We start from the raw sequence: 18,972 nt of genomic DNA on the forward strand, positions 1-18,972 counted from the left end.
TTAGACAATATCTTAAATTAATTAATCTTAATATAAAGATATTAGATATTAAGATAATTGTCAATAGCTTGCTTTCAATTAATTTGATTTCCGATTCAGTGATCAAGATCAAAAGCTGTCTTTGGTGTTATAGGGATCTAGTATCTAGATTTTATCTTCGGAAGTTAAATCCATATTTTCGAAGAATTCATCAAGGTGATGATAGAATTTATCAAAGGCTTCTTCATCAGTTGTACAATTCAACTGAATTATACTTGCCCAATTATTAAATCCATGGATATCATAAATATCTTCTATATATTCCTGAAATCCTGTTAAGTGGTAAAATTCGCCTTCAAGATCATATAAACAATTTTGATATCCATAAAAAAGTGTTGAAGAAATAGGAGTGATTTTCTTCCGAGATGTATGCCTGGTCTTTTCTTGATATTTTTAAGTAGTTCGATTAACCTACTATCCATTCTGCTCACTCCAATACAAAGATTTTCTTTAAGATTTGTTATAAATATTCCTTCCGAGTGTTTGTGAATTCTTCCTTTAATGAAATAACATCTACTGACGATCACGGCGAACAGCTCCCATAATTCTCAACTCACGTCTCCCGTTAGCTCAACAAAAACAGCAGCCGGCAAGTAACCGGGTGCTGTCGAGTTATTTTAAAGTAATCATATCCTTTGCTCAGATAATACTGCTTCATTAATAAATTCTAGCTGTTTAGATAATGTTTTTTTAACTGGACAGTTCATTACCTTTCTCAATACTACTTCCTTGGTTTCTTTATCGATTGATCCTGAAATGTCAATTTGGTACTTAAATATAGTCTTTACTTCGTTGCTTCTATCCAATTCAACTTTAACAATAATCCCGTCGTAAGATACATTCATAGAGTCCAATATCATTCTCGTAGTAATATTTAAACACGAAGCATAAGCTGATTCTATCAGATCATGTGGTCTAAAATATTTCCCACTCCCCCCTTTCTCTTCAGTAACATCAGAATGAATTTTGGAAGTACCATTAAAAATTTCCGTAATATAAGTTTCGCTTCCACTTGTTGAGATAACCACTGTATTCCCTCCAATTATATTCTTCATAATAAGGATAACTGTATTATTGCTCTTGCGATGATAGTAGTGAAATATATTAAAACAATTTATTTAATAGATATAACCTATAAATAATTCTTGATCGAATCTATTTATTTGCCCGTTAGTTTAACTCCCAGTAACTCTACAACTTTTTTCCACCAGACTGTAGGTTTCGAGACGGCAAAACACTGCTTGCCCATTTGGATATGGCCAAAATTGGAAGGTTCATCTTATTCATGATAAGGGAATATTACTTTTTGTGAATACATGTTCTCTATTTATGTGTCACAATTAACTAAGGAGTGTGACGCCGTATGGCAAACCCAAATCATCGCCACAAGACGGGTGAAAAGGTAACGGAAGCTGGACATTATATTGATGGTGATGGAGGACACGTTGTTCTTCAAGCAGGTGATACTTTCCCTAACTGTCCTAAGACAGGAAAAGCAACCACTTGGAAGCATGAAGCATGAATAAGTAAATTTTATGTGGAAACGCTGGCTTATGAGCTAGGCGTTTCTTTTTTAATAAAAAAATGTTCCAGGCAATTAAATGCCTAGAACATTTTTTATTGGTATGCTTTTATAATACTTCAAGGTTAATCCGATTTTTTTCGAAGCAGTCTCATTCCGTTCGCGATTACGATGAGTGAGCTTCCCGTATCCGCTAATACAGCCATCCAAAGAGTTGATGTTCCCATAAAAATCATAACAAGAAACACAACTTTTACTAACAAAGAGAAAGCAATGTTCTGTTTTATAATTTTCAATGCTCTCCGACTTAAACTGATTGCATAAGGTAGCTTGGATAGATCATCTGCCATTAAAGCCACGTCTGCCGTTTCTAAGGCAGTATCTGTACCTGCTGCTCCCATCGCAATACCGACAGTAGCTGTAGCTAAGGCAGGAGCGTCGTTCACTCCGTCACCAATCATGGCAACATGACCATATTCCGCCATTAATTTTTTCATAGAAGCAACCTTATCTTGTGGAAGCAACTCAGCGTAATACTCGATATCTCCGAGCTTAGCGGCTACAGCTTGAGCTGTTCCTCGATTGTCTCCTGTCAACATGACTGTCTTCTTAATTCCTATACGTTTTAACTGTTCAAGTGTAGATTTGCTATTTGCCCGAACCTCGTCCGCTACAGCAAAAATGGCAATGACTTGCTCACTGGTACCCATGACCATAACCGTTTGCGCTTGTTGCTCTAATTCTTGAATTTTTGCCTTTATCTCTTCAAGGGAAACATTTAAATCGTGAATAAACCATTTTGGACTGCCGATGAAATATTCCTCACCTTGAATTGTAGCCTTGACACCTTGACCAGTGACAGAACTAAACGATGAAATTTCCTTCAACCGAATACCCTTTTGTTCTGCGAACCGAACAATTGCCTCTGCAACAGGGTGCTCCGATGAAGATTCAATTCCAGCTGCAATAGATAAGACTTCTTCCTCTTTTCGTCCATCCAAGGCAATGACAACCGTTACTTGTGGCATCCCTGCGGTTAATGTCCCTGTTTTATCAAAGGCAACAACCGAAACTGCACCTAATCTTTCTAGATGTGCCCCGCCTTTAATAAGAATGCCATTTCTCGCCGCGTTTCCTATTGCAGACACGATTGAAACCGGTGTTGAAATCACCAATGCACACGGACAGGATACGACCAACATCATGAGTGAGCGATAAATCCACATTTGAAAAGGCTGACCAAAAAATACAGGAGGAATAATGGCTAATCCCACAGCAATAATTAACACCGCAGGCGTATAATATTTAGAAAAAACATCAACAAAACGTTGAGAAGGAGCTTTTTGAGCTTGGGCATCTTCAACCATACTAATAATGCGAGATAAGGTATTATCTTTAGACAGTTTCGTTACTTCAACCTCTAGTGCACCCTGTTGGTTAATTGTCCCTGCAAATACTTCATCGCCTCTTGATTTCTCAACAGGAATCGATTCCCCAGTAATCGGGGCTTGATTTATCGTTGAATGACCTTTGAGAATGACGCCGTCCATCGCTATTTTCTCACCAGGTTTGATGATAACGGTATCGCCAATTTGAATATCTTCAATGGCAATCATAGACTCGCGGCCATCTCTACGAACTAAGGCTTCTTTTGGAGAGAATTCCATCAGCCCACGGATTGATTTCCTAGTCCGATCCATCGTATAAGCTTCTAAGGTTTCACCCAATGAGAATAAAAATACAACCGCTGCACCTTCCTCCCATTGCCCGATAAGTGCAGCACCCACAGCTGCGACAGTCATGAGTAGATCCATCCCAATTATACGGGACTTCAAACCATAAAATCCTGTCCTGGCAATCCGAAATCCACCAACAACAATAGCAGCGGCATACAATATCGTTGAGAAGACCTGATTTACGAGATCACCAACTGTTAGAACCCATGCTAATGCAAATAATAGCCCTGATAAAAATGTAGGAAGAACTTTATTATTCCGTCTCCAGAAGCTGGCTTCGGCAGTTGATCGAGTTATATTCCCCGTATCTAACGTGGCCGTATACCCTGCCTGCTTTACCGTTTGCAGAATGCTTTGATCGGCTGTTCCATTATGATCAACAGTCATCTTAGCAGCCCCATAGTTAACTGTTACCTGGTTCACAGCTGTAAGTGAGCCGACTCTCTTCTCCAGTTTTTGCGCGCAGTCTGCACAATCCATCCCATCTATTCGAAAGACGGAAACTCGATTCTCCGATGATTGTTGTTGAATCCCATATCCCAAATTATTAATCTGTTTCTTTATAATCTCAAAATTAACGATCGGTTCTGTATAAGCAAGACTCATCTTGGCAGTAGCAAAGTTAACGGAAACCTGATTTACCCCTTCTAAGCGAGATACAGATCTCTCCAGCTTCACTGCACAATCCGCACAATGCATACCTTCAAGTGTAATTGTTCGATTCACCGTATCACCTAATGAGCTGCCACAGCAGGAATCACCATGGTGGTGATCGTGAGCATGATCGTGTGTGTGATCGTGTGCATGATCGTGAGCGTGATCATGTGTGTGATCGTGTGTGTGATCGTGAGCATGATCGTGATCATGTGTGTGATCGTGAGCGTGATCATGTGTGTGATCGTGTGTATGATCATGAACATGCTTGTTGTCCTGATTTTGCGCACCTTCGCGTCCCTGATTATGATGCAGGTCCTTTTTATTACCTCCGTTGTTGCAACAAGATGAATGTGAAGACATTAGAGATCAGACTCCTTAATACCCGCTAATATATGATTATATGTTCATGTATTAACTTTATATTATGTCGATCTCCTTATTATGTCAATCGTCAATAACCCAACGAAATGACTTTAAAAGGAAAATAAAAAAAAGGGGTTCCGTGATGGAATTCCCTTTTCAACATGCCTCGCAAGAACTATAAAACATATTAATTTCGCCAAGATGCTTTCTGCAGTCTGCTCGCATTTGTAACGACAGATACAGAACTTAGCGCCATAGCTGTTCCAGCGATCCATGGTGTCAACAGCCCCATGAACGCAAGCGGTATAGCCAAGACATTGTACATTAATGCAAAAATTAAGTTTTGACGAATATTGCGCATGGTCTTACGGCTCATCACCACGGCATCCGCAACGCCTCCCAAATCGCTATGAAGCAAATTGACATCCGCTGCGTCCTTGGCGATCTCTGAACCGGTACCTACAGCAATACCAATATCCGCAGCTGCTAAGGCAGGAGCATCATTCACGCCATCCCCGACCATAGCAACACGCTTCCCTTTTTGCTGCAGTGTTCTGACCAAATGAACCTTATCCTGAGGCAGCATTTCCGAATAGATTGTTGTTATGCCTGCTCTTTCAGCTATCGCTTTAGCTGTTTTACGGTGATCGCCGGTTACCATAACCACAATGATTCCCATTTTTTTCAACCTTCGTAGAGCCTGAGGTGTAGATGCTTTTAATGTATCCATGAGTGCGATTACACCTGCAGGCACACCGTCCACAGCTGCAAATAACATCGTCTTGCCTTCCCTCTCCAACTGTTCTGTTACAGGCGCAAACCTCTCGATGGAAATCTCAGCCTGATTCATAAAAGCTCTGGAACCGATTAGAATCTCATGTTCATCTACTCGCGCCTTCACACCCAGGCCTGTTATAGCTTGTGAGGAGGTTGTCTCTTTAACCTGAAGTCCGCGCCGAACGGCTTCCTTCATAATGGCTTTCGCATATGGATGTTCGATGCCATTCTCAGCAGCAGCAAGCATGCGAAGCAGGCGATGCTCCTGACCCGGGTCCGTAATGACGTCTGTCACACGGGGGGTTCCATGGGTAAGCGTTCCTGTTTTATCCATTAAAATGATGTCGATCTGCTGCAATTGTTCCACATACTTGCCTTCTTTAAATAAAATGCCTGACTCCAGAGCACGGCTTGTGCCCACCAGTATCGAAGTTGGCGTCGCCAATCCTAAAGCGCAAGGACACGCAATGACAAGCACAGCTATCGCTTTGAATAGCGCCCCTGTGAAATCCCCTGGAGTAAGCCATAAAGACCAAATACACAATGTCAGCAAGGCAAGCACCAAAACAGCAGGAACGAACACAGCGGCAATTCGATCTACATAACGTCCGATCTCAGCCTTCGAGCCTTGGGCTTCCTCCATCAAATGGATCATCTTGCCGAGCGCTGTTTGAGATCCAAGAGCAGTCACTTCCATCGTAATGGCTTCATCTCTAATAACAGATCCGCCTATCAGGCGATCGTATTGACGTTTCTCCACAGGTACGGATTCCCCCGTAATGAATGCTTCATCAACAGCTGATCGGCCACGAATAACTCGTCCATCCGCAGGAACAACTTCACCTGGCAGGATGAGGAGCATATCCCCAATTTTGACGTCTTTTATCGATATGACTTCGGACTGCATCTCATTTCTGATGATTGTGACTGTTTGCGGGCTTAAGTGGCGCAGTCGATGAATAGTTTTCATACTTCTTTCTTTCGCAGAAGCTTCCAGCCACTTACCAAGCAGCACTGCGGTAATAATCATGGCGCTTGTCTCAAAATAGACTGCATGCGGGTCAGCTCCTCCCGAACGAAGCATATGTATCGTCATGTAATGACTATACAAGTAAGCGCAAGTCGTACTAAGTACGATAAGAACATCCATATTCGCACTTTTGTTTTTTATAGCCTTCCACGCGTTAAAATAAAATGGAGCACCTATTGCAAATTGAACCGGCGTAGCAAGCAGCCACTGGAACCATGGTTCCAAAAATAGATCAGGAATCCATAGGCTCGATGTCATGGTATAATGACGAACCATTGCCCACAAAAGAGGAAGTGTTAATAACGCCGAGATCACTAGTTTTGCTCCCAATCCAAATATCGCTTGCTGAGAATCACTCACTTCTTCAAAGCTTCTAGCCGAGTATCCCAGTTTCTCAATACGTTCAATAATTTCCCCTTTCAACTCTGTGCCTGCATCCAGCACTAATGCTGCACTTCCCATTGGTAAATTCACAGCAATTTCATGAACGCCTGCCATTTTGCCGATCACTTTCTCAATTCGCGCAGAGCAGGCTGCACATGTCATGCCCTCTATTTGCAGGTTTATTTTCTGAAACGTTACTTGTTCGTTCAAGCTCTGCACCTCCGGTATCAATTGCTCACTTACTTGCAACTATATGGGGTGTGATCCAAAATCATGCTAGATTCGCTGAAACTTTTCATATCGAGGTACGGTTTAACGATCACAGAATGGACAAAGAAAAAGATCGTTTCATCCCTAAAAAGGTTGAAATGATCTTTTATTCGCCATTTATAGATGGAGATTTCAATTGTTCCATTATCTCACCGTTATTGTTCCATAGTACATATACATACCGCAGTGAAATTTATAGGTTCCGGGTTTTAAATCTTTTAATGTAAAGAAATTATCCCCTTTTTCCAAATAGACATCCATTCCTAATTCAGGAGATGCTACACTTTTGATACAAGTCAAGCGGCTTAGTTTTTTAAAATTTAGCTTTGTCGGCACACCTGCCTGAATCTCGATATTGTTAGGATAAAAACCGTCATCTTTCACATTTATCGTAACAACTTGAAATCCGTCTTGTTGCGTAACCGTGGACTCTTCGGCAGATGACTCCGGCTGCTGAAAATAAAATAAAGCAAAAATAAAAAGACAAATCATAAGAACTCCCGAAATAAGACCAAATCTTGAGAATTTCGTTAAACGACTTTTCAAGCTAGTCCCCCCTTTCGAATCATAAAAAAACAACCTAGCCAGTGAATCCGGCAAGGTTGATTATACACCTGAACATGTCATTAGATTGTGTCCTTTGTGCTAATAATATGAATGATTGATGAAAAATTAGTTTCAATCCAATGAACTTACCTCTACAGCTACGCCTCTAACTGAGAAACGGAAGTATCCATAGGAAGATTTTCTTCGGCATCTAACAACTTATATAGCAGCAACATCGAAACCGCTAAGACAACATCCATGAAAACGATGGAAAGTGCCGGATAATCCGAAATCACCATAACACCCAGCATTGCCCCCATCATGCCTCCCATCAAACCTTTCTAATTCAACAAACCACGATTTCTTACGTTCACTGTAATGTGAGGCTCTATTTTAATTTTCGGATACGTCGTTTCCCAAGCTAATGTTTCCCATAGGCGAGGATTTGTCGCTTTGATCCGACATCCTCCCTAGAACGATTAGTCGTATTTTTCCCTGACAAGGAAATTGTATGTAATTCCTTTATACTGATATAGCGACCAGACGCCTATCCATAAATAAAAAGGGTATCCGATAGCCAAGCAATTGGCTTTGGACACCCTTTTTTTCATTTTCACGTCAAAAGGAGGCTGATAATCTCCAGGTAACATGCCTGTTGAAATCGCCATGCGATTCCAACTATTAATGGCATTAATCGCCATAATTAAATCAACGAATTGTTCCACATCGAAATGTCTCCGAACTTGGTCATACAAATCTTCCGGCACGCCGGCATTCGAAATTCTGGTCACAGCTTCGGTCTTTTAAGGCTGTCAACCGCGCACCTCTCCTTATTTGACAAGGTTCCTAAATCCACCTAAGATGATGTATAATAACTTTTTTATATCTGAAAGCAGGTGTTTGCATGCAGTATAGTATTGGCGTTGAATATGGACTGCATTGCTTAGTATATTTAATCGATATTCCTCCTGATTCTACGATTGGGATTAAAGAACTTTCCGCTTTTCAAGGTATTTCCGAGACCTATCTTTCGAAGATTTTCAGCAAATTAACCAAGGCTGGTATCGTAAGCTCTGTTCCTGGAGTTAAAGGCGGCTATAAATTAGCCAAGCATCCTTCGGATATCTCGTTCTGGGATGTAGTCGAAGCAGTCGAAGGGGCAGCGCCTATTTTCCAATGCAAAAACATTAAAGATAATAGTTACTTATGTACGAAAGACGAAGAGGTTGCAGCATGTACCAAAGCTACTCCCTGTACGATTAACATGGCGATGCTTGAAGCTGAGGATAGTATGCGCAATGTTCTGCGCAACAAATCGCTTACTTGGCTAAATGAGGAGCTTGATCGTGTGTTAACCCCTCAATCTCGCAAACAAACTCGTGAATATTTTGCTACTAGCAAGCAAGACACCTGACCTCTTCCTGAAGTTAGGTGTTTTTTTATACTGAACAAGAATTGACCACCCCCCTCTCCTTAACAATTTCTTAACGTTATTTTGTTGTAGAAATAATAGTCGCCTGCTAAAATCAGTAGAAAATATAAACAAAGATAACCGACTTCGTCGTCCTTTTAGGACGAGCAAGTTTGTCAAGGTAGATGCGAAGCAAGGGAGCGAATTTGGGCGGCGGAGAACACCCGACGCCGCTAAAAACTCAGCGTTACTGAGACATTTGGCGGAGGGGGCATCCTCATAGGAGAGGTAATCCCGATTTCTTTAAGAAAACGGACAAATAGAGGACGTCAGTTCTCCTCCATGTGAAGAGGAGCCTATTTCGATGAAATAGGGCCCTGTAGTTCCCCTCAGGGAGGAACCGCTGGAGCGATAACAGCGACTGTGACAGCTATGTTGTATTTTGTGCAACCATTTGGCCGTAATGGGGCCTCACCTCGCCTCTATATTGTACATAATACAACGATTGTTGCATTTAAAGCGCTCACAATTCACCTTTTGCAACAAATGGTTGTATGATGTGCAACGAAAGACCGCAATCGCGGTCTGACCACACCATTACGTTGTATGTAATGCAACGTAGCCCTACAACTTTGTGAATGTTAATTAGATATTGTGATTTTGTAAACTGTGCCTCCACAACAAAAAAAAAGCCCTGAGTCGGCATCTGCCATCCCAAGAACCTTCTTTCCTTACTTCACAACACTTTTCAGAACATCATCAATCATTTGGCTATTCGCAATTGTACCGGAGTATAACCAGCTGGAGTTATTGTCAAAGTCATACACTTGGCCTTTTTTCACAGCGGGAATCCCTGCCCATACAGGGTCTTTAAGAATTTCTTCTTTGCTCACGCCTTTGCTGTTCACAATGAACAAATAGTCAGCATCCAACGTAGCGAGCTTCTCCATGGACAGGGAGAGCCAGTTAGCTGTTCCTGTTTTGGAGGCTTCTTGGACCACGCTTGGGACGTTAAGTCCCAAATCTTTGTACAACACATCACCGCTCGATAACTTCTCGCTTACCACATATACAGCCTTAGCCGTCACCCAAAGCGCCGCGGCCTTTTGTGTGCCAATCGCTTTTTGCAGCTTTTCTTTCGCATCCTTCGCTTTGTTGTCGTAGGTTTCCAAGGCTTGCTTAGCTTCCTTGCTCTTGTTCAAAACTTCACCAATAGTTAGCAGCTCTTGGCGCCAATCATTGTTTTTCTCGCCCCCTACCGTGTAGGTTGGAGCAATTTTCGAGTACTGATCATATTTATCACCTGCAACAGTTTCCGCACTGTCCATAATGATGAGATCCGGTTTAAAGCTCATCACAGCTTCAAAAGGAAGATCAAAAGGAATCGTTGGAATGCCGTTCAGATCTTTTTGCAAATAGTTTTGTACGGTCGTAGTCCCTTTATTAATGGACCATTGCGCAACAGGCTTAACGCCTAGAGCTACCAAGTGATCCTCTAAATATGAAGCGATAACACGCTGCGGATTAGCTGGAACCTTCACTTCATGTCCTAAAGCATCTTTTAAAACCCGTTCGCTTGCGGCTTGCTCATTGGAGCTGCCCGTCGAGGCCTGCGCTTTCCCCTTATCCCCTGCCGGGCTTGATGAACTTGCGCATGCCGTTACGAACAAGGTCAGGCTGAGCAATAAAACTAAAGCAATTGACGGCTTGGAACTTCTGTACATTGGTAATACCCCTTCATCTCTATATTGAGAATGATTATTATCCTCATAATAAGTATGCCCTCCCCGCTTGCGCAATGCAATGGAAGATATAGACATCCTAAATGGATTATAGAGACTGTGAAGGGACGTTTGGTAATTTTCCTTAAAATGAACCGGTGCGATGCCTGTATGCTTTTTGAAGGTACGGCTGAAAAAATAAACATCCTGATAACCTACCCCAGCAGCAATTTGCTGAAGCGTAGCATCTGTATCCAGCAGAAGTTTCTTGGCTTTTTCCATGCGATAACGAATCAGGTAGTCAATCGGGCTGGCGCTCGTCTGATTTTTGAACATCCGCGTCACTTGCCTTGGGCTGCAATCCAACACTTCCGCTAACCGCTCCAGCGTAATCGATTCTGCGTAATGCTCATGCATGAAACGGATCGCTTGCGCGACCGGCTCCCCTGGAACCATCGTCACGTTTTGGTCTTGAAGCTGCTGCATCAGCTCGTAGATGAAACTGTACAGCAACGATTTGGCATGCAATTTCGCTAACTGACTGGCACTGTTCCACTCCCGCTCAAGCTGCTCCAGGATCTGATACAGCAGCATGGGCAGCCTCGGCAAGAAACTGTACTGCATATAGAATGAATTGCTTTTATCTATGTATTTCAGCTTATCTCTCATCGTAGGAAGCGGAATGCTAGCTTTGTACAGCACGAGGTAATACTCAAAAATATCCTCCGTGAGCTTGATATCCAAGTAGCTTCCTTTCCCGCCGTGCAGAAGATGGAATTTTTGAACGGCATAGTCACGGTCATCAAGCGCAATGCTCGCACCGCCTTGCAAGGCAAAGATAAAGGCATTCGACGGAAGTCGGTAGGCGCTCAGCGATTCGCCGGACGTCATTTTCACGTGCCGAACGTCCATAATTTTGACTGCAGCCTGGTACCATAAATGGAGCTGATCTTCTAGTTGCATGTCCCCTGCCATGTTCATCCCCCCTTGTCTTTCCTCCTATTATAAAGTAGCCAGCAACAGAGCGACAATGACACTTAAACGAAAAAAAGCCAACCTCCGTAGAGGTCAGCTCACTCCTGTATGCTGCATGACAGCAGCTACTACTTTTCCGATGTAATTCTCATTGCATCGCGTTGCGCAATCAAGCACAGCTCCGCCGCTTTGAAAGCATGCTCCTGTGTCATCGCATTTTCTGTACGGTTCAAGCAATCCAGGATCAGCTGGCCGAAGTAAGGGTAGCCAACCTGGCCATTCACAGCAAAATGCTGCTCGCCATCCTTGTTCACAAGGTACACATGATTGCTTGTCTGCTCTCTCGCAATATCCACATATTTACGAAGCTCGATATAACCTTCTGTGCCCAGGATCGTCATGCGGCCATCGCCCCACGTGCTTAAGCCATCCGGTGTAAACCAGTCTACCCGGAAATAACCTGTAGCTCCATTATCTCCAACCAATGTCGCGTCGCCGAAATCTTCAAACGTCGGATACTGCGGGTAGTTATAGTTCGCGATTTTACTATGTACGACCTTGGCATCCTTCGCGCCTGTGAACTGAAGGAATTGTTCAATTTGATGGCTGCCGATGTCGCACAAAATTCCGCCAAACTTCTCTTTCTCGAAGAACCAGTCCGGTCTGCTCGACAAGTTGATGCGGTGCGGTCCAAGACCGATAACCTGCAGCACACGTCCGATTGCGCCCTGCTTGATAAGCTGCTCCGCAAAGATGGAGCTTTCTGAATGAAGACGCTCGCTGTAGTAAACGGCATACTTTTGCTTCGTCTCTGCAACTTTCTCGCGTGCCGCTTCCAATTGCTCCAATGTTGTGAAAGGCGCTTTGTCTGTAAAATAATCTTTGCCGCTGTCCATGACCTTCAGACCAAGCGGTCCGCGATCACTAGGAATCGCCGCTGCGGCAACCAGCTTGACTTCGCTATCTTGAAGAATCTCCTCCAAGGAGCTCGCAACCCGAACACCCGGGAATTTGCTTACAAATGTATCTACTTTCTTAGGATCCGGGTCATAAACCCATTTCAACTCGCCCCCCGCTTCGCGAAGCCCGTTGCACATCCCGTAGATATGACCGTGATCCAGTGCTGCTGCTGCAAATATAAATTCGCCAGGTTGACAAACGGAGTTAAATGTACCGACTGGTGCGTAATTCATGCCATCGCTTTTTTGCATCGTATATAGTCCCCTATCATCTATGAATTATCGCTGCATTGTTTCTTGTTGACCCTCTAAGCTTAACAAGATGGGGGGATGAAATGTGACTCTATGTTGTGAAAAAATGATACTACTTTGCGGTTCATCCCTGAATAACCTTCCGAGAACACAGCTAGTACTATTCTAGTATAAAAAATAACCCACGCAGGCTTCTCCTGCCGTGGGCTGAGTGAACTAGTGAACTACTCGTAATTAAAATTTACAAATACAACGAGTGATAATGACAAGCAAAATGAACAGAACAAGAATGCTGCCTACGTTGTTGTTAGGGTATGCGCAAACTTTGGCTACTGGCGCTGCGGCAACCGGTTTTGGGAATACAAACGAAGTTTGTTGGTACGAAGCGTGCAGGTGGATGTCATTGTGAACTGGTTTGTGGTGCATAATAGGCGCCGGTGCTGGTACGACTGGCATTGGCATAGGCATTGGGGCTGGCATTGGCATCGGAGCTGGCATCGGTGCAATTGGATACGTTGGTTTTACAAACTCCATGGATGGAGCACCTCCTTAGAATATTGAAGCTTTAACATTAGGTTGTTATCGTTAGGGTTGGGTGAATAGCTTACAACATCAGTCTATGGGGGAGCACCTACCACGAACACGGTAAACACCCAGATCACCCAAAAATGGTTACGTATCATGGGCGAACGAGCCTCCTGCATCAGCCCGCTTGTACCTGGGAAATACGCGGAGGTAGGACAAAAAAACAGCGGTCAGGAACTCATTCCCGACTCGCTGTTTCTTCTACACATATGGATTATTATCTTTTTCGAAGCCAATCGTTGTTTTACCGCCATGCCCCGGATAGACGATCGTATCGTCTTCAAGGAGGAAGAGCTTATCCTGGATAGAATCCAGCAGTTCATTGTTATCTCCGCCAGGCAGATCCGTCCGGCCAACCGACAGTTTAAACAGAACATCCCCGCTAAACAAATGTTTGTCGTGTAGGAAGCTCACGCTTCCCGGGGAATGGCCGGGCGTATGGAACACTTTGAGCTTGATGCCCAGAAACTCCAACGTTTGCCCTTCGTCCAGCGCGTACTCAGCCGGCTCTGTCTCGATAAGAACGCCTAGCTCAGGCCAGCGGGTTGAACCGTTTTTCTTCGGATTCGTCAGCCAGTCGGCCTCCAGATCGTGTATGTAAACGGGGCACTTTTTCAGCTTGCGAATTTCATCAACGCCGCCGATATGATCGAAATGCGCATGCGTCAGTAAAATCGCTTCAATTTCTAAATCTGCAATCTTTTTGATCAGCGACTTCGGGTTCATACCTGGATCAATGATAATCCCCTTTTTCGTCTCTGGATCCGATAATAAATATGCATTAGTACTAACCGGTCCTAAAACAAATGTATCTATGTTAATCATATGCCCTCACCTTAATTCGCTTAGAACGACTCGATTAAGTCACGAAGTTCCTTCACGATAACAGCGTGGTACCCGTTACCTTCGCCATATTGACGGCCCATTTCGGCTCTGGCTACTTGAATTTTCTCGTTATAATCCGGCGCTTCGCGATCTGGATTTTCTTTTTTGAACTGCGTCATGACCGCTTGAACCTTTTTCGGGCGCGGGCCCCAATGTCCAAGAACAAAACCGCCAGTGTCTGTAAACGCAACGATTGGAATCGAACGGCCGCCACCTGTCAGGAACTGATCGATTACATCGTAGTTTTGTTCCATAATCAACACTTCTACAGGCACACCGCTGTTTTCCAGCGCTTTGAACACGACAGGTACGTTGCGAACAACATCGCCGCACCAATCCGCAGCAATAATAACACAGCGCAGATCGTCACGGTTATTTAGAGAATCGAAATATTCCTTATCCTCTTCATTGTCCCATGCAAATCCGTTGTAATACTCCAAAAATTTCTCTTGATTTTTCTCCATGCTGTCAATGAATTGCTGTGGTTTCAAGCCTGTGCGCAATTTGCTTGCAAGATTCGTACTCATCGCTACCCATCCTCCTAAAATAGGGATCTTTGAAAGTCGATCAAAGTCCCGCCATTTCGTAATTCTTCCTTATTATTGTAACAAATTGAATCGAATGCGCAAATCCAGATGACTAAACTTTCGCTTTTCTTTTCAAATAAAGTTGGTATCCCACATACAAGAGTGTTAAAACAATCGCTGCAATAATTAACGGTTTAATGTACGGCCCTGCGATTTCATCAATCGTTTCCCAATTGTCTTTGAGCTTCATCCCCAAGTAAACATAGAGAAAGGAATACGGAATTAGTGCTAAACCTGTATACAGTGTAAATTTGCCAAGCGGCATTTTGGCCATGCCACCCGGAAGAGAAATCGCGTGACGGACGATAGGAATGAATCTGGCTGTGAAAATCATGCCCGTACCGTAGCGGTTGAACCACGCTTCAGCAACATCGATATGATGCTTGCTGATCAGCAAGTATTTGCCGTACTTCTCCAGGAAAGGTCTGCCACCGTAGCGTCCGATCCAATAAAGCACGATTTGGGCTAGTGTCCCGCCAATCACCGCGCAAACTATGGCACCATAGAAATTAATTTCACCTTTGGATACCAGGTAGCCCGCATAGGCAAGAAGCAGCTCGTTCGGAATCACTTCCAGCATCAATCCGAGGAAAATCCCCCAATACCCAAGCCCTTCCAAGTAAAGCAAAACATTGTGAATCAACTCACCCATTCATGAACCCTCTCTCCCTCTATAATCCATCCGATTTCTACCTTCCATTCTAACACAGACGGGCTCTCATCAACCAGTTTCACCCACTTATTGCCCGGTAAAATAGGAAAGAATATTCATGTGCTGACAAGCCTTTGCATAAAATGTACAAGTATATTTGTACAGGAGGCGGGCCCTATGTCCCAAGTATGGATTGTTAAGCGCAAGCACCTCTATCTGGCAGCCTTCATCTTGCTGCTGCTTCTCTCGGGCGTCCTCTACATGAATCGTGGCAAAATCGTCCCCACATTGGCCGAGCCTGCACCTGAAAGAACCATTCACATGGTTGTAGGAGAATTCAAATCGACCACCAAAGATGGCAAAACGATTGAGGTCTACCGCTGGGATCCCGGCACCGTAGTCATTCAAAAAGGGGAGCGAATCAAACTCAGCATTTACGGCGTCAACGGCGAAAGCCACCCTTTTCTCATTGAAGGGCTTAACATTAGCGGTGAAGTTAAAAAAGGAAAAGAGACCATCGTTCATTTCACTGCCGATCAGGAAGGTACGTACCGCATTATTTGTATGACGCATGCCGATATCGCGCATAACGGACCTATGATCGGCTACCTGGTAGTTGATTAACGAACTTTTACGGCTGCGCCACTCAACTTGGGCTCCTTAGCTCTTTGTCGCGAGTGGCTCCAAGCCCATTCCATGCATACACATATCATAGAGGAGTGTGGATGCAGTCATGATCAATAACAAACAAGGCGAAAAACATAAACAGCAATTCCCCAATGCCCGCAGCATTCGGAGGGCTTGCAGCAAGGAATTATACCGGACTGTGAAGCGGTTGAAAATATGGCTCTCCCCCGAGCAAATCAAAGAGGCTGAGGAGTTGTATGTGAAAAAAGTGATGCTTAATCTCCCCTTCATCGTGGAGAACGGCTCAAACCGCAAAGCGCTCTCAGATTGGTTTGACATCAACGTAGGACCTGAAATTGCTCCCATATGGAAGGTTGAGTTGGCGGTTCTAAACCAAGCTTTTCGCGATGCATTCGGCGGTTAAAATGAAAAAAAGGCCACGGGTATGTCAGACATACGCCATGGCCTTTTTTATTTATGGATCTTCTTAGGAGAACTCAGGCAGCCAGCTGCCATGCGCTTCGATCAATTCATCGCACATTGCGACGATGTCATCCATCGACAACTCAGCTGATGTGTGCGGATCAAGCATCGCTGCGTGATAAATATGATCGCGCTTACGCGTAATGGCTGCTTCAATCGTCAATAGCTGCGTATTGATGTTCGTGCGATTGAGCGCAGCGAGCTGCGGCGGCAGATCCCCGACGTAAGTCGGCGTAACCCCGTTGCGGTCAACCAAGCAAGGTACTTCCACGCACGCTTCGCGCGGCAAATTCGTAATTAAGCCGGTATTCATCACATTACCGCCGATTTTGAACGGAACATCCGTCTCAATGGCTTCGAAAATGTAGGATGCATACTCATGGGAACGCTCATGCGTCAAATTCGCATCGTTCACGAGATCCTCGCGCATTTGTTTCCATCGGCTGATCTGGTTAACGCAGCGGCGCGGATACTCGTCAAGCGGAATATTGAAGCGGTCGATCAGCTCCGGATAGTTCCGTTTGATGAAGTACGGATGGTATTCCGCGTTGTGCTCGGAGGATTCCGTAATGTAATGGCCAAACTTCAGCATCATTTCGAAACGGACCATATCCTTGTGCTTTTCCTTTTGCTTCTCGATCGCCCGTTTCTTGATTTCCGGGTATAGATCGACACCGTCCTTCGTTACCTCAAGCAGCCAAGCCATATGGTTGATGCCCGCAATTTTGGCTTTGACGCCTTCCTTTTCCAAGCCAAGGCTCTTGAACAGCTCAGGAATACAGGCCTGTACACTGTGACAAAGGCCGACAGTACGTACGCCGCCGTATGTGTTCATTACATTTGTTAAAACAGCCATTGGATTCGTGTAGTTCAGGAACAAGGCGTCCGGGCACACTTCACGAATATCCGCTGCAAAATCAAGCATAACCGGAATCGTCCGCAGATTTCTGAAAATACCGCCAATTCCGACTGTATCTGCAATCGTTTGTCGCAAACCATACTTTTTCGGAATTTCAAAATCCGTAATCGTACATGGATCATAGCCACCTACTTGAATGGCATTTACGACATATTTTGCACCTTTTAAAGCCTCTTTGCGGTCTGTATACGATTTAATGACGGACGTACTGCCGCTTGTTTTTTTGATATTATTCAGCATGTTCGCTGAGTCTTGCAAACGTTCGTGGTCGATATCAAAGAGAGCGATTTCAAAGCCTTGCAGCGCGGGAGTCATCAAGCAATCTCCAAGCACGTTTTTCGCAAAAACCGTACTTCCGGCACCTAGAAAAGTAATTTTGGACATGTGTGAATACCCTCCAAATTGGTTGTCGTTTTCATATCTTCACTATAGCGCAGGAAGCTTTGGAAGCATATGGATTGAACGAACTCCAATATGGACATTTGTAGTTTATTGAGGTACGCTTAACATAAAAAATGACGAGGTTCATATGAGTACGGAACATACCTATTTTACCGTCAACATTAATCCGCATGAGAGCAATAGCGAACTTTCCGTGCTTTTTAGCGGGGAAGGCAAGCCGATTGCCCTACACAATACAGGGCCAGGTGTCCACGACTACTATCTGGTTCACACCGTGCATTCCGGTAACGGCACTTTCGAGATGCACAACCGCACCTACCACTGCACAGCAGGCGACACGTTCATCATCTACCCTGGGGAGCTGTTTCGGTATACGGCGGATGCCGAGAATCCATGGCATTATTCATGGGTCGCGTTCACGGGTCACGCTGCGGGCATGATGCTCTCCCAGATCGGCGCTTCCCCGCAAAACGCCGTTATCTCAGGAAGCGTCCCCCGCTCCATGCGACATTACTACCGCCGAATCCGTTCCAGCTTTCAGCAGTCGATGTACCCGGCGCTTGAGGATATGGAAGCGGCCGGCTGGCTGCGGCTGCTGCTTCGCGAGCTTGGCCGGGCGGGCGCTCATCAGGCGAAGGCCAAGCCAGCCACCGAGACGGAGATTCAGCGGCAAGTCAGCCAGGCGGTCCGCTATCTGGAGCTGCAGTATACCCAAGTCGTCTCCATCGAGCAGCTCGCCCGCACACTGGGCTATCACCGAACCTACTTGTGCAAAATGTTCAAACAAGCCACAGGCCTCGCCCCCATGCAGTACCTCTTCAAAATCCGCATGGAACGCGCCAAGCAGCTTTTGGAAACGTCCATGACCATCGACCAGGTAGCCTCGTCTGTGGGCTTTAACGATGCGCTTTATTTCTCCAAGCAGTTTCACAAATGGAGCGGCAGTGCTCCTTCGGTATACCGGAAGGTGCTGACGGGTAAGGGGGGTTAGGGAGCGGGAGTACGTAGGCGCGGGCGAGAGATGCGCAACGCGGGGGCGCTGGGCGGCGGCAGCCCAGGGCGGCGGCGCTGGGCGGCGGCAGCCCAGGGCGGCGGCTGCGCGAGAGCGACTGTCGTGCAAGAGCGATAGCGGCGCAAGAGCGACGCCGGGAGCGGCGTGGAGACAAGAGCGTGACAGGCCGATGTGGCGG

18 protein-coding genes and 1 pseudogene are annotated in these 18,972 nt (G+C 44.9%); 5 read left to right on the forward strand and 14 right to left on the reverse strand.

From position 1 onward, the window contains the following. Nucleotides 1-665 precede the first annotated feature (665 nt). Nucleotides 666-1,067, reverse strand: a complete 402-nt coding sequence (locus tag PCH02S_RS31100; RefSeq protein WP_127457981.1) for an OsmC family protein — start codon at nucleotides 1,065-1,067, stop codon at nucleotides 666-668. 335 nt (nucleotides 1,068-1,402) lie between these two features. Here PCH02S_RS31100 and PCH02S_RS31105 point away from each other — a divergent pair, with 335 nt between their 5' ends. Then, nucleotides 1,403-1,561 carry a YjzC family protein gene (locus PCH02S_RS31105; protein WP_127457982.1) on the forward strand — a complete coding sequence of 53 codons (159 nt, stop codon included), beginning with the start codon at nucleotides 1,403-1,405 and terminating at the stop codon, nucleotides 1,559-1,561. A 125-nt stretch (nucleotides 1,562-1,686) separates the two neighbouring features. On the opposite strand, the gene PCH02S_RS31110 is transcribed toward PCH02S_RS31105, so the two are convergent. The 6 genes and pseudogenes from PCH02S_RS31110 to PCH02S_RS36565 form a co-directional block, all read right to left on the reverse strand. Continuing rightward, the gene (locus tag PCH02S_RS31110; RefSeq protein WP_246069328.1) at nucleotides 1,687-4,023 is read right to left on the reverse strand and encodes a heavy metal translocating P-type ATPase; all 2,337 of its coding nucleotides are present in this window, start codon (nucleotides 4,021-4,023) and stop codon (nucleotides 1,687-1,689) included. Between the two features lie 8 nt (nucleotides 4,024-4,031). Further along, complete coding sequence (locus PCH02S_RS35980; RefSeq protein WP_164819809.1) at nucleotides 4,032-4,217, reverse strand: hypothetical protein; 186 nt, start codon at nucleotides 4,215-4,217, stop codon at nucleotides 4,032-4,034. 287 nt (nucleotides 4,218-4,504) lie between these two features. After that, the gene (locus PCH02S_RS31115; protein ID WP_127457983.1) at nucleotides 4,505-6,718 is read right to left on the reverse strand and encodes a heavy metal translocating P-type ATPase; all 2,214 of its coding nucleotides are present in this window, start codon (nucleotides 6,716-6,718) and stop codon (nucleotides 4,505-4,507) included. 204 nt (nucleotides 6,719-6,922) lie between these two features. Next, nucleotides 6,923-7,324, reverse strand: coding sequence for a cupredoxin domain-containing protein (locus PCH02S_RS31120; RefSeq protein WP_127457984.1), 402 nt, complete (start codon nucleotides 7,322-7,324; stop codon nucleotides 6,923-6,925). A gap of 158 nt (nucleotides 7,325-7,482) precedes the next feature. Next, entirely contained in the window at nucleotides 7,483-7,635 is a 153-nt protein-coding gene (locus tag PCH02S_RS35985; RefSeq protein WP_164819810.1) for a hypothetical protein, read from the reverse strand. 330 nt (nucleotides 7,636-7,965) lie between these two features. Next, nucleotides 7,966-8,124 (reverse strand): annotated as a pseudogene (locus tag PCH02S_RS36565) (carboxymuconolactone decarboxylase family protein); the annotation flags it as partial. 104 nt (nucleotides 8,125-8,228) lie between these two features. Here PCH02S_RS36565 and PCH02S_RS31130 point away from each other — a divergent pair. Next, nucleotides 8,229-8,738 (forward strand): RrF2 family transcriptional regulator, encoded by a 510-nt coding sequence (locus PCH02S_RS31130; protein ID WP_127457985.1) that lies wholly within the window; start codon nucleotides 8,229-8,231, stop codon nucleotides 8,736-8,738. Between the two features lie 728 nt (nucleotides 8,739-9,466). Here the strand turns inward: PCH02S_RS31130 and PCH02S_RS31135 are convergent. The 6 genes from PCH02S_RS31135 to PCH02S_RS31160 form a co-directional block, all read right to left on the reverse strand. Next, nucleotides 9,467-11,431 carry an AraC family transcriptional regulator gene (locus PCH02S_RS31135; protein WP_246069329.1) on the reverse strand — a complete coding sequence of 655 codons (1,965 nt, stop codon included), beginning with the start codon at nucleotides 11,429-11,431 and terminating at the stop codon, nucleotides 9,467-9,469. A 128-nt stretch (nucleotides 11,432-11,559) separates the two neighbouring features. After that, entirely contained in the window at nucleotides 11,560-12,642 is a 1,083-nt protein-coding gene (locus tag PCH02S_RS31140) for a Gfo/Idh/MocA family protein (protein WP_127457986.1), read from the reverse strand. Between the two features lie 234 nt (nucleotides 12,643-12,876). Next, nucleotides 12,877-13,176, reverse strand: a complete 300-nt coding sequence (locus PCH02S_RS36165) for a hypothetical protein (protein WP_174806846.1) — start codon at nucleotides 13,174-13,176, stop codon at nucleotides 12,877-12,879. Between the two features lie 252 nt (nucleotides 13,177-13,428). Further along, entirely contained in the window at nucleotides 13,429-14,052 is a 624-nt protein-coding gene (locus PCH02S_RS31150) for an MBL fold metallo-hydrolase (RefSeq protein ID WP_127457987.1), read from the reverse strand. Between the two features lie 20 nt (nucleotides 14,053-14,072). Further along, complete coding sequence (locus PCH02S_RS31155) at nucleotides 14,073-14,639, reverse strand: thioredoxin family protein (RefSeq protein WP_127457988.1); 567 nt, start codon at nucleotides 14,637-14,639, stop codon at nucleotides 14,073-14,075. Nucleotides 14,640-14,751: 112 nt separating this feature from the next. Beyond that, nucleotides 14,752-15,351 carry a DedA family protein gene (locus PCH02S_RS31160; protein WP_127457989.1) on the reverse strand — a complete coding sequence of 200 codons (600 nt, stop codon included), beginning with the start codon at nucleotides 15,349-15,351 and terminating at the stop codon, nucleotides 14,752-14,754. Between the two features lie 261 nt (nucleotides 15,352-15,612). On the opposite strand from PCH02S_RS31160, the gene PCH02S_RS31165 reads away from it, so the two are divergent. Both PCH02S_RS31165 and PCH02S_RS31170 read left to right on the forward strand, forming a co-directional pair. After that, on the forward strand, nucleotides 15,613-15,975 hold the full coding sequence (locus tag PCH02S_RS31165; protein ID WP_407670149.1) for a cupredoxin domain-containing protein: 363 nt from the start codon (nucleotides 15,613-15,615) through the stop codon (nucleotides 15,973-15,975). A 109-nt stretch (nucleotides 15,976-16,084) separates the two neighbouring features. After that, on the forward strand, nucleotides 16,085-16,402 hold the full coding sequence (locus PCH02S_RS31170; protein ID WP_127457991.1) for a dehydrogenase: 318 nt from the start codon (nucleotides 16,085-16,087) through the stop codon (nucleotides 16,400-16,402). A 63-nt stretch (nucleotides 16,403-16,465) separates the two neighbouring features. Here PCH02S_RS31170 and melA read toward each other — a convergent pair whose 3' ends face one another. Continuing rightward, entirely contained in the window at nucleotides 16,466-17,764 is a 1,299-nt protein-coding gene (gene melA / locus PCH02S_RS31175) for an alpha-glucosidase/alpha-galactosidase (RefSeq protein WP_127457992.1), read from the reverse strand. Between the two features lie 145 nt (nucleotides 17,765-17,909). Here melA and PCH02S_RS31180 point away from each other — a divergent pair, with 145 nt between their 5' ends. Further along, a complete protein-coding gene (locus PCH02S_RS31180; RefSeq protein WP_127457993.1) occupies nucleotides 17,910-18,773 on the forward strand; it encodes an AraC family transcriptional regulator in 864 nt (287 codons plus the stop codon). Nucleotides 18,774-18,972 lie beyond the last annotated feature (199 nt).

The sequence above is a fragment of the Paenibacillus chondroitinus NBRC 15376 genome (assembly GCF_004000765.1).
GTDB lineage: Bacteria > Bacillota > Bacilli > Paenibacillales > NBRC-103111 > Paenibacillus_E > Paenibacillus_E chondroitinus.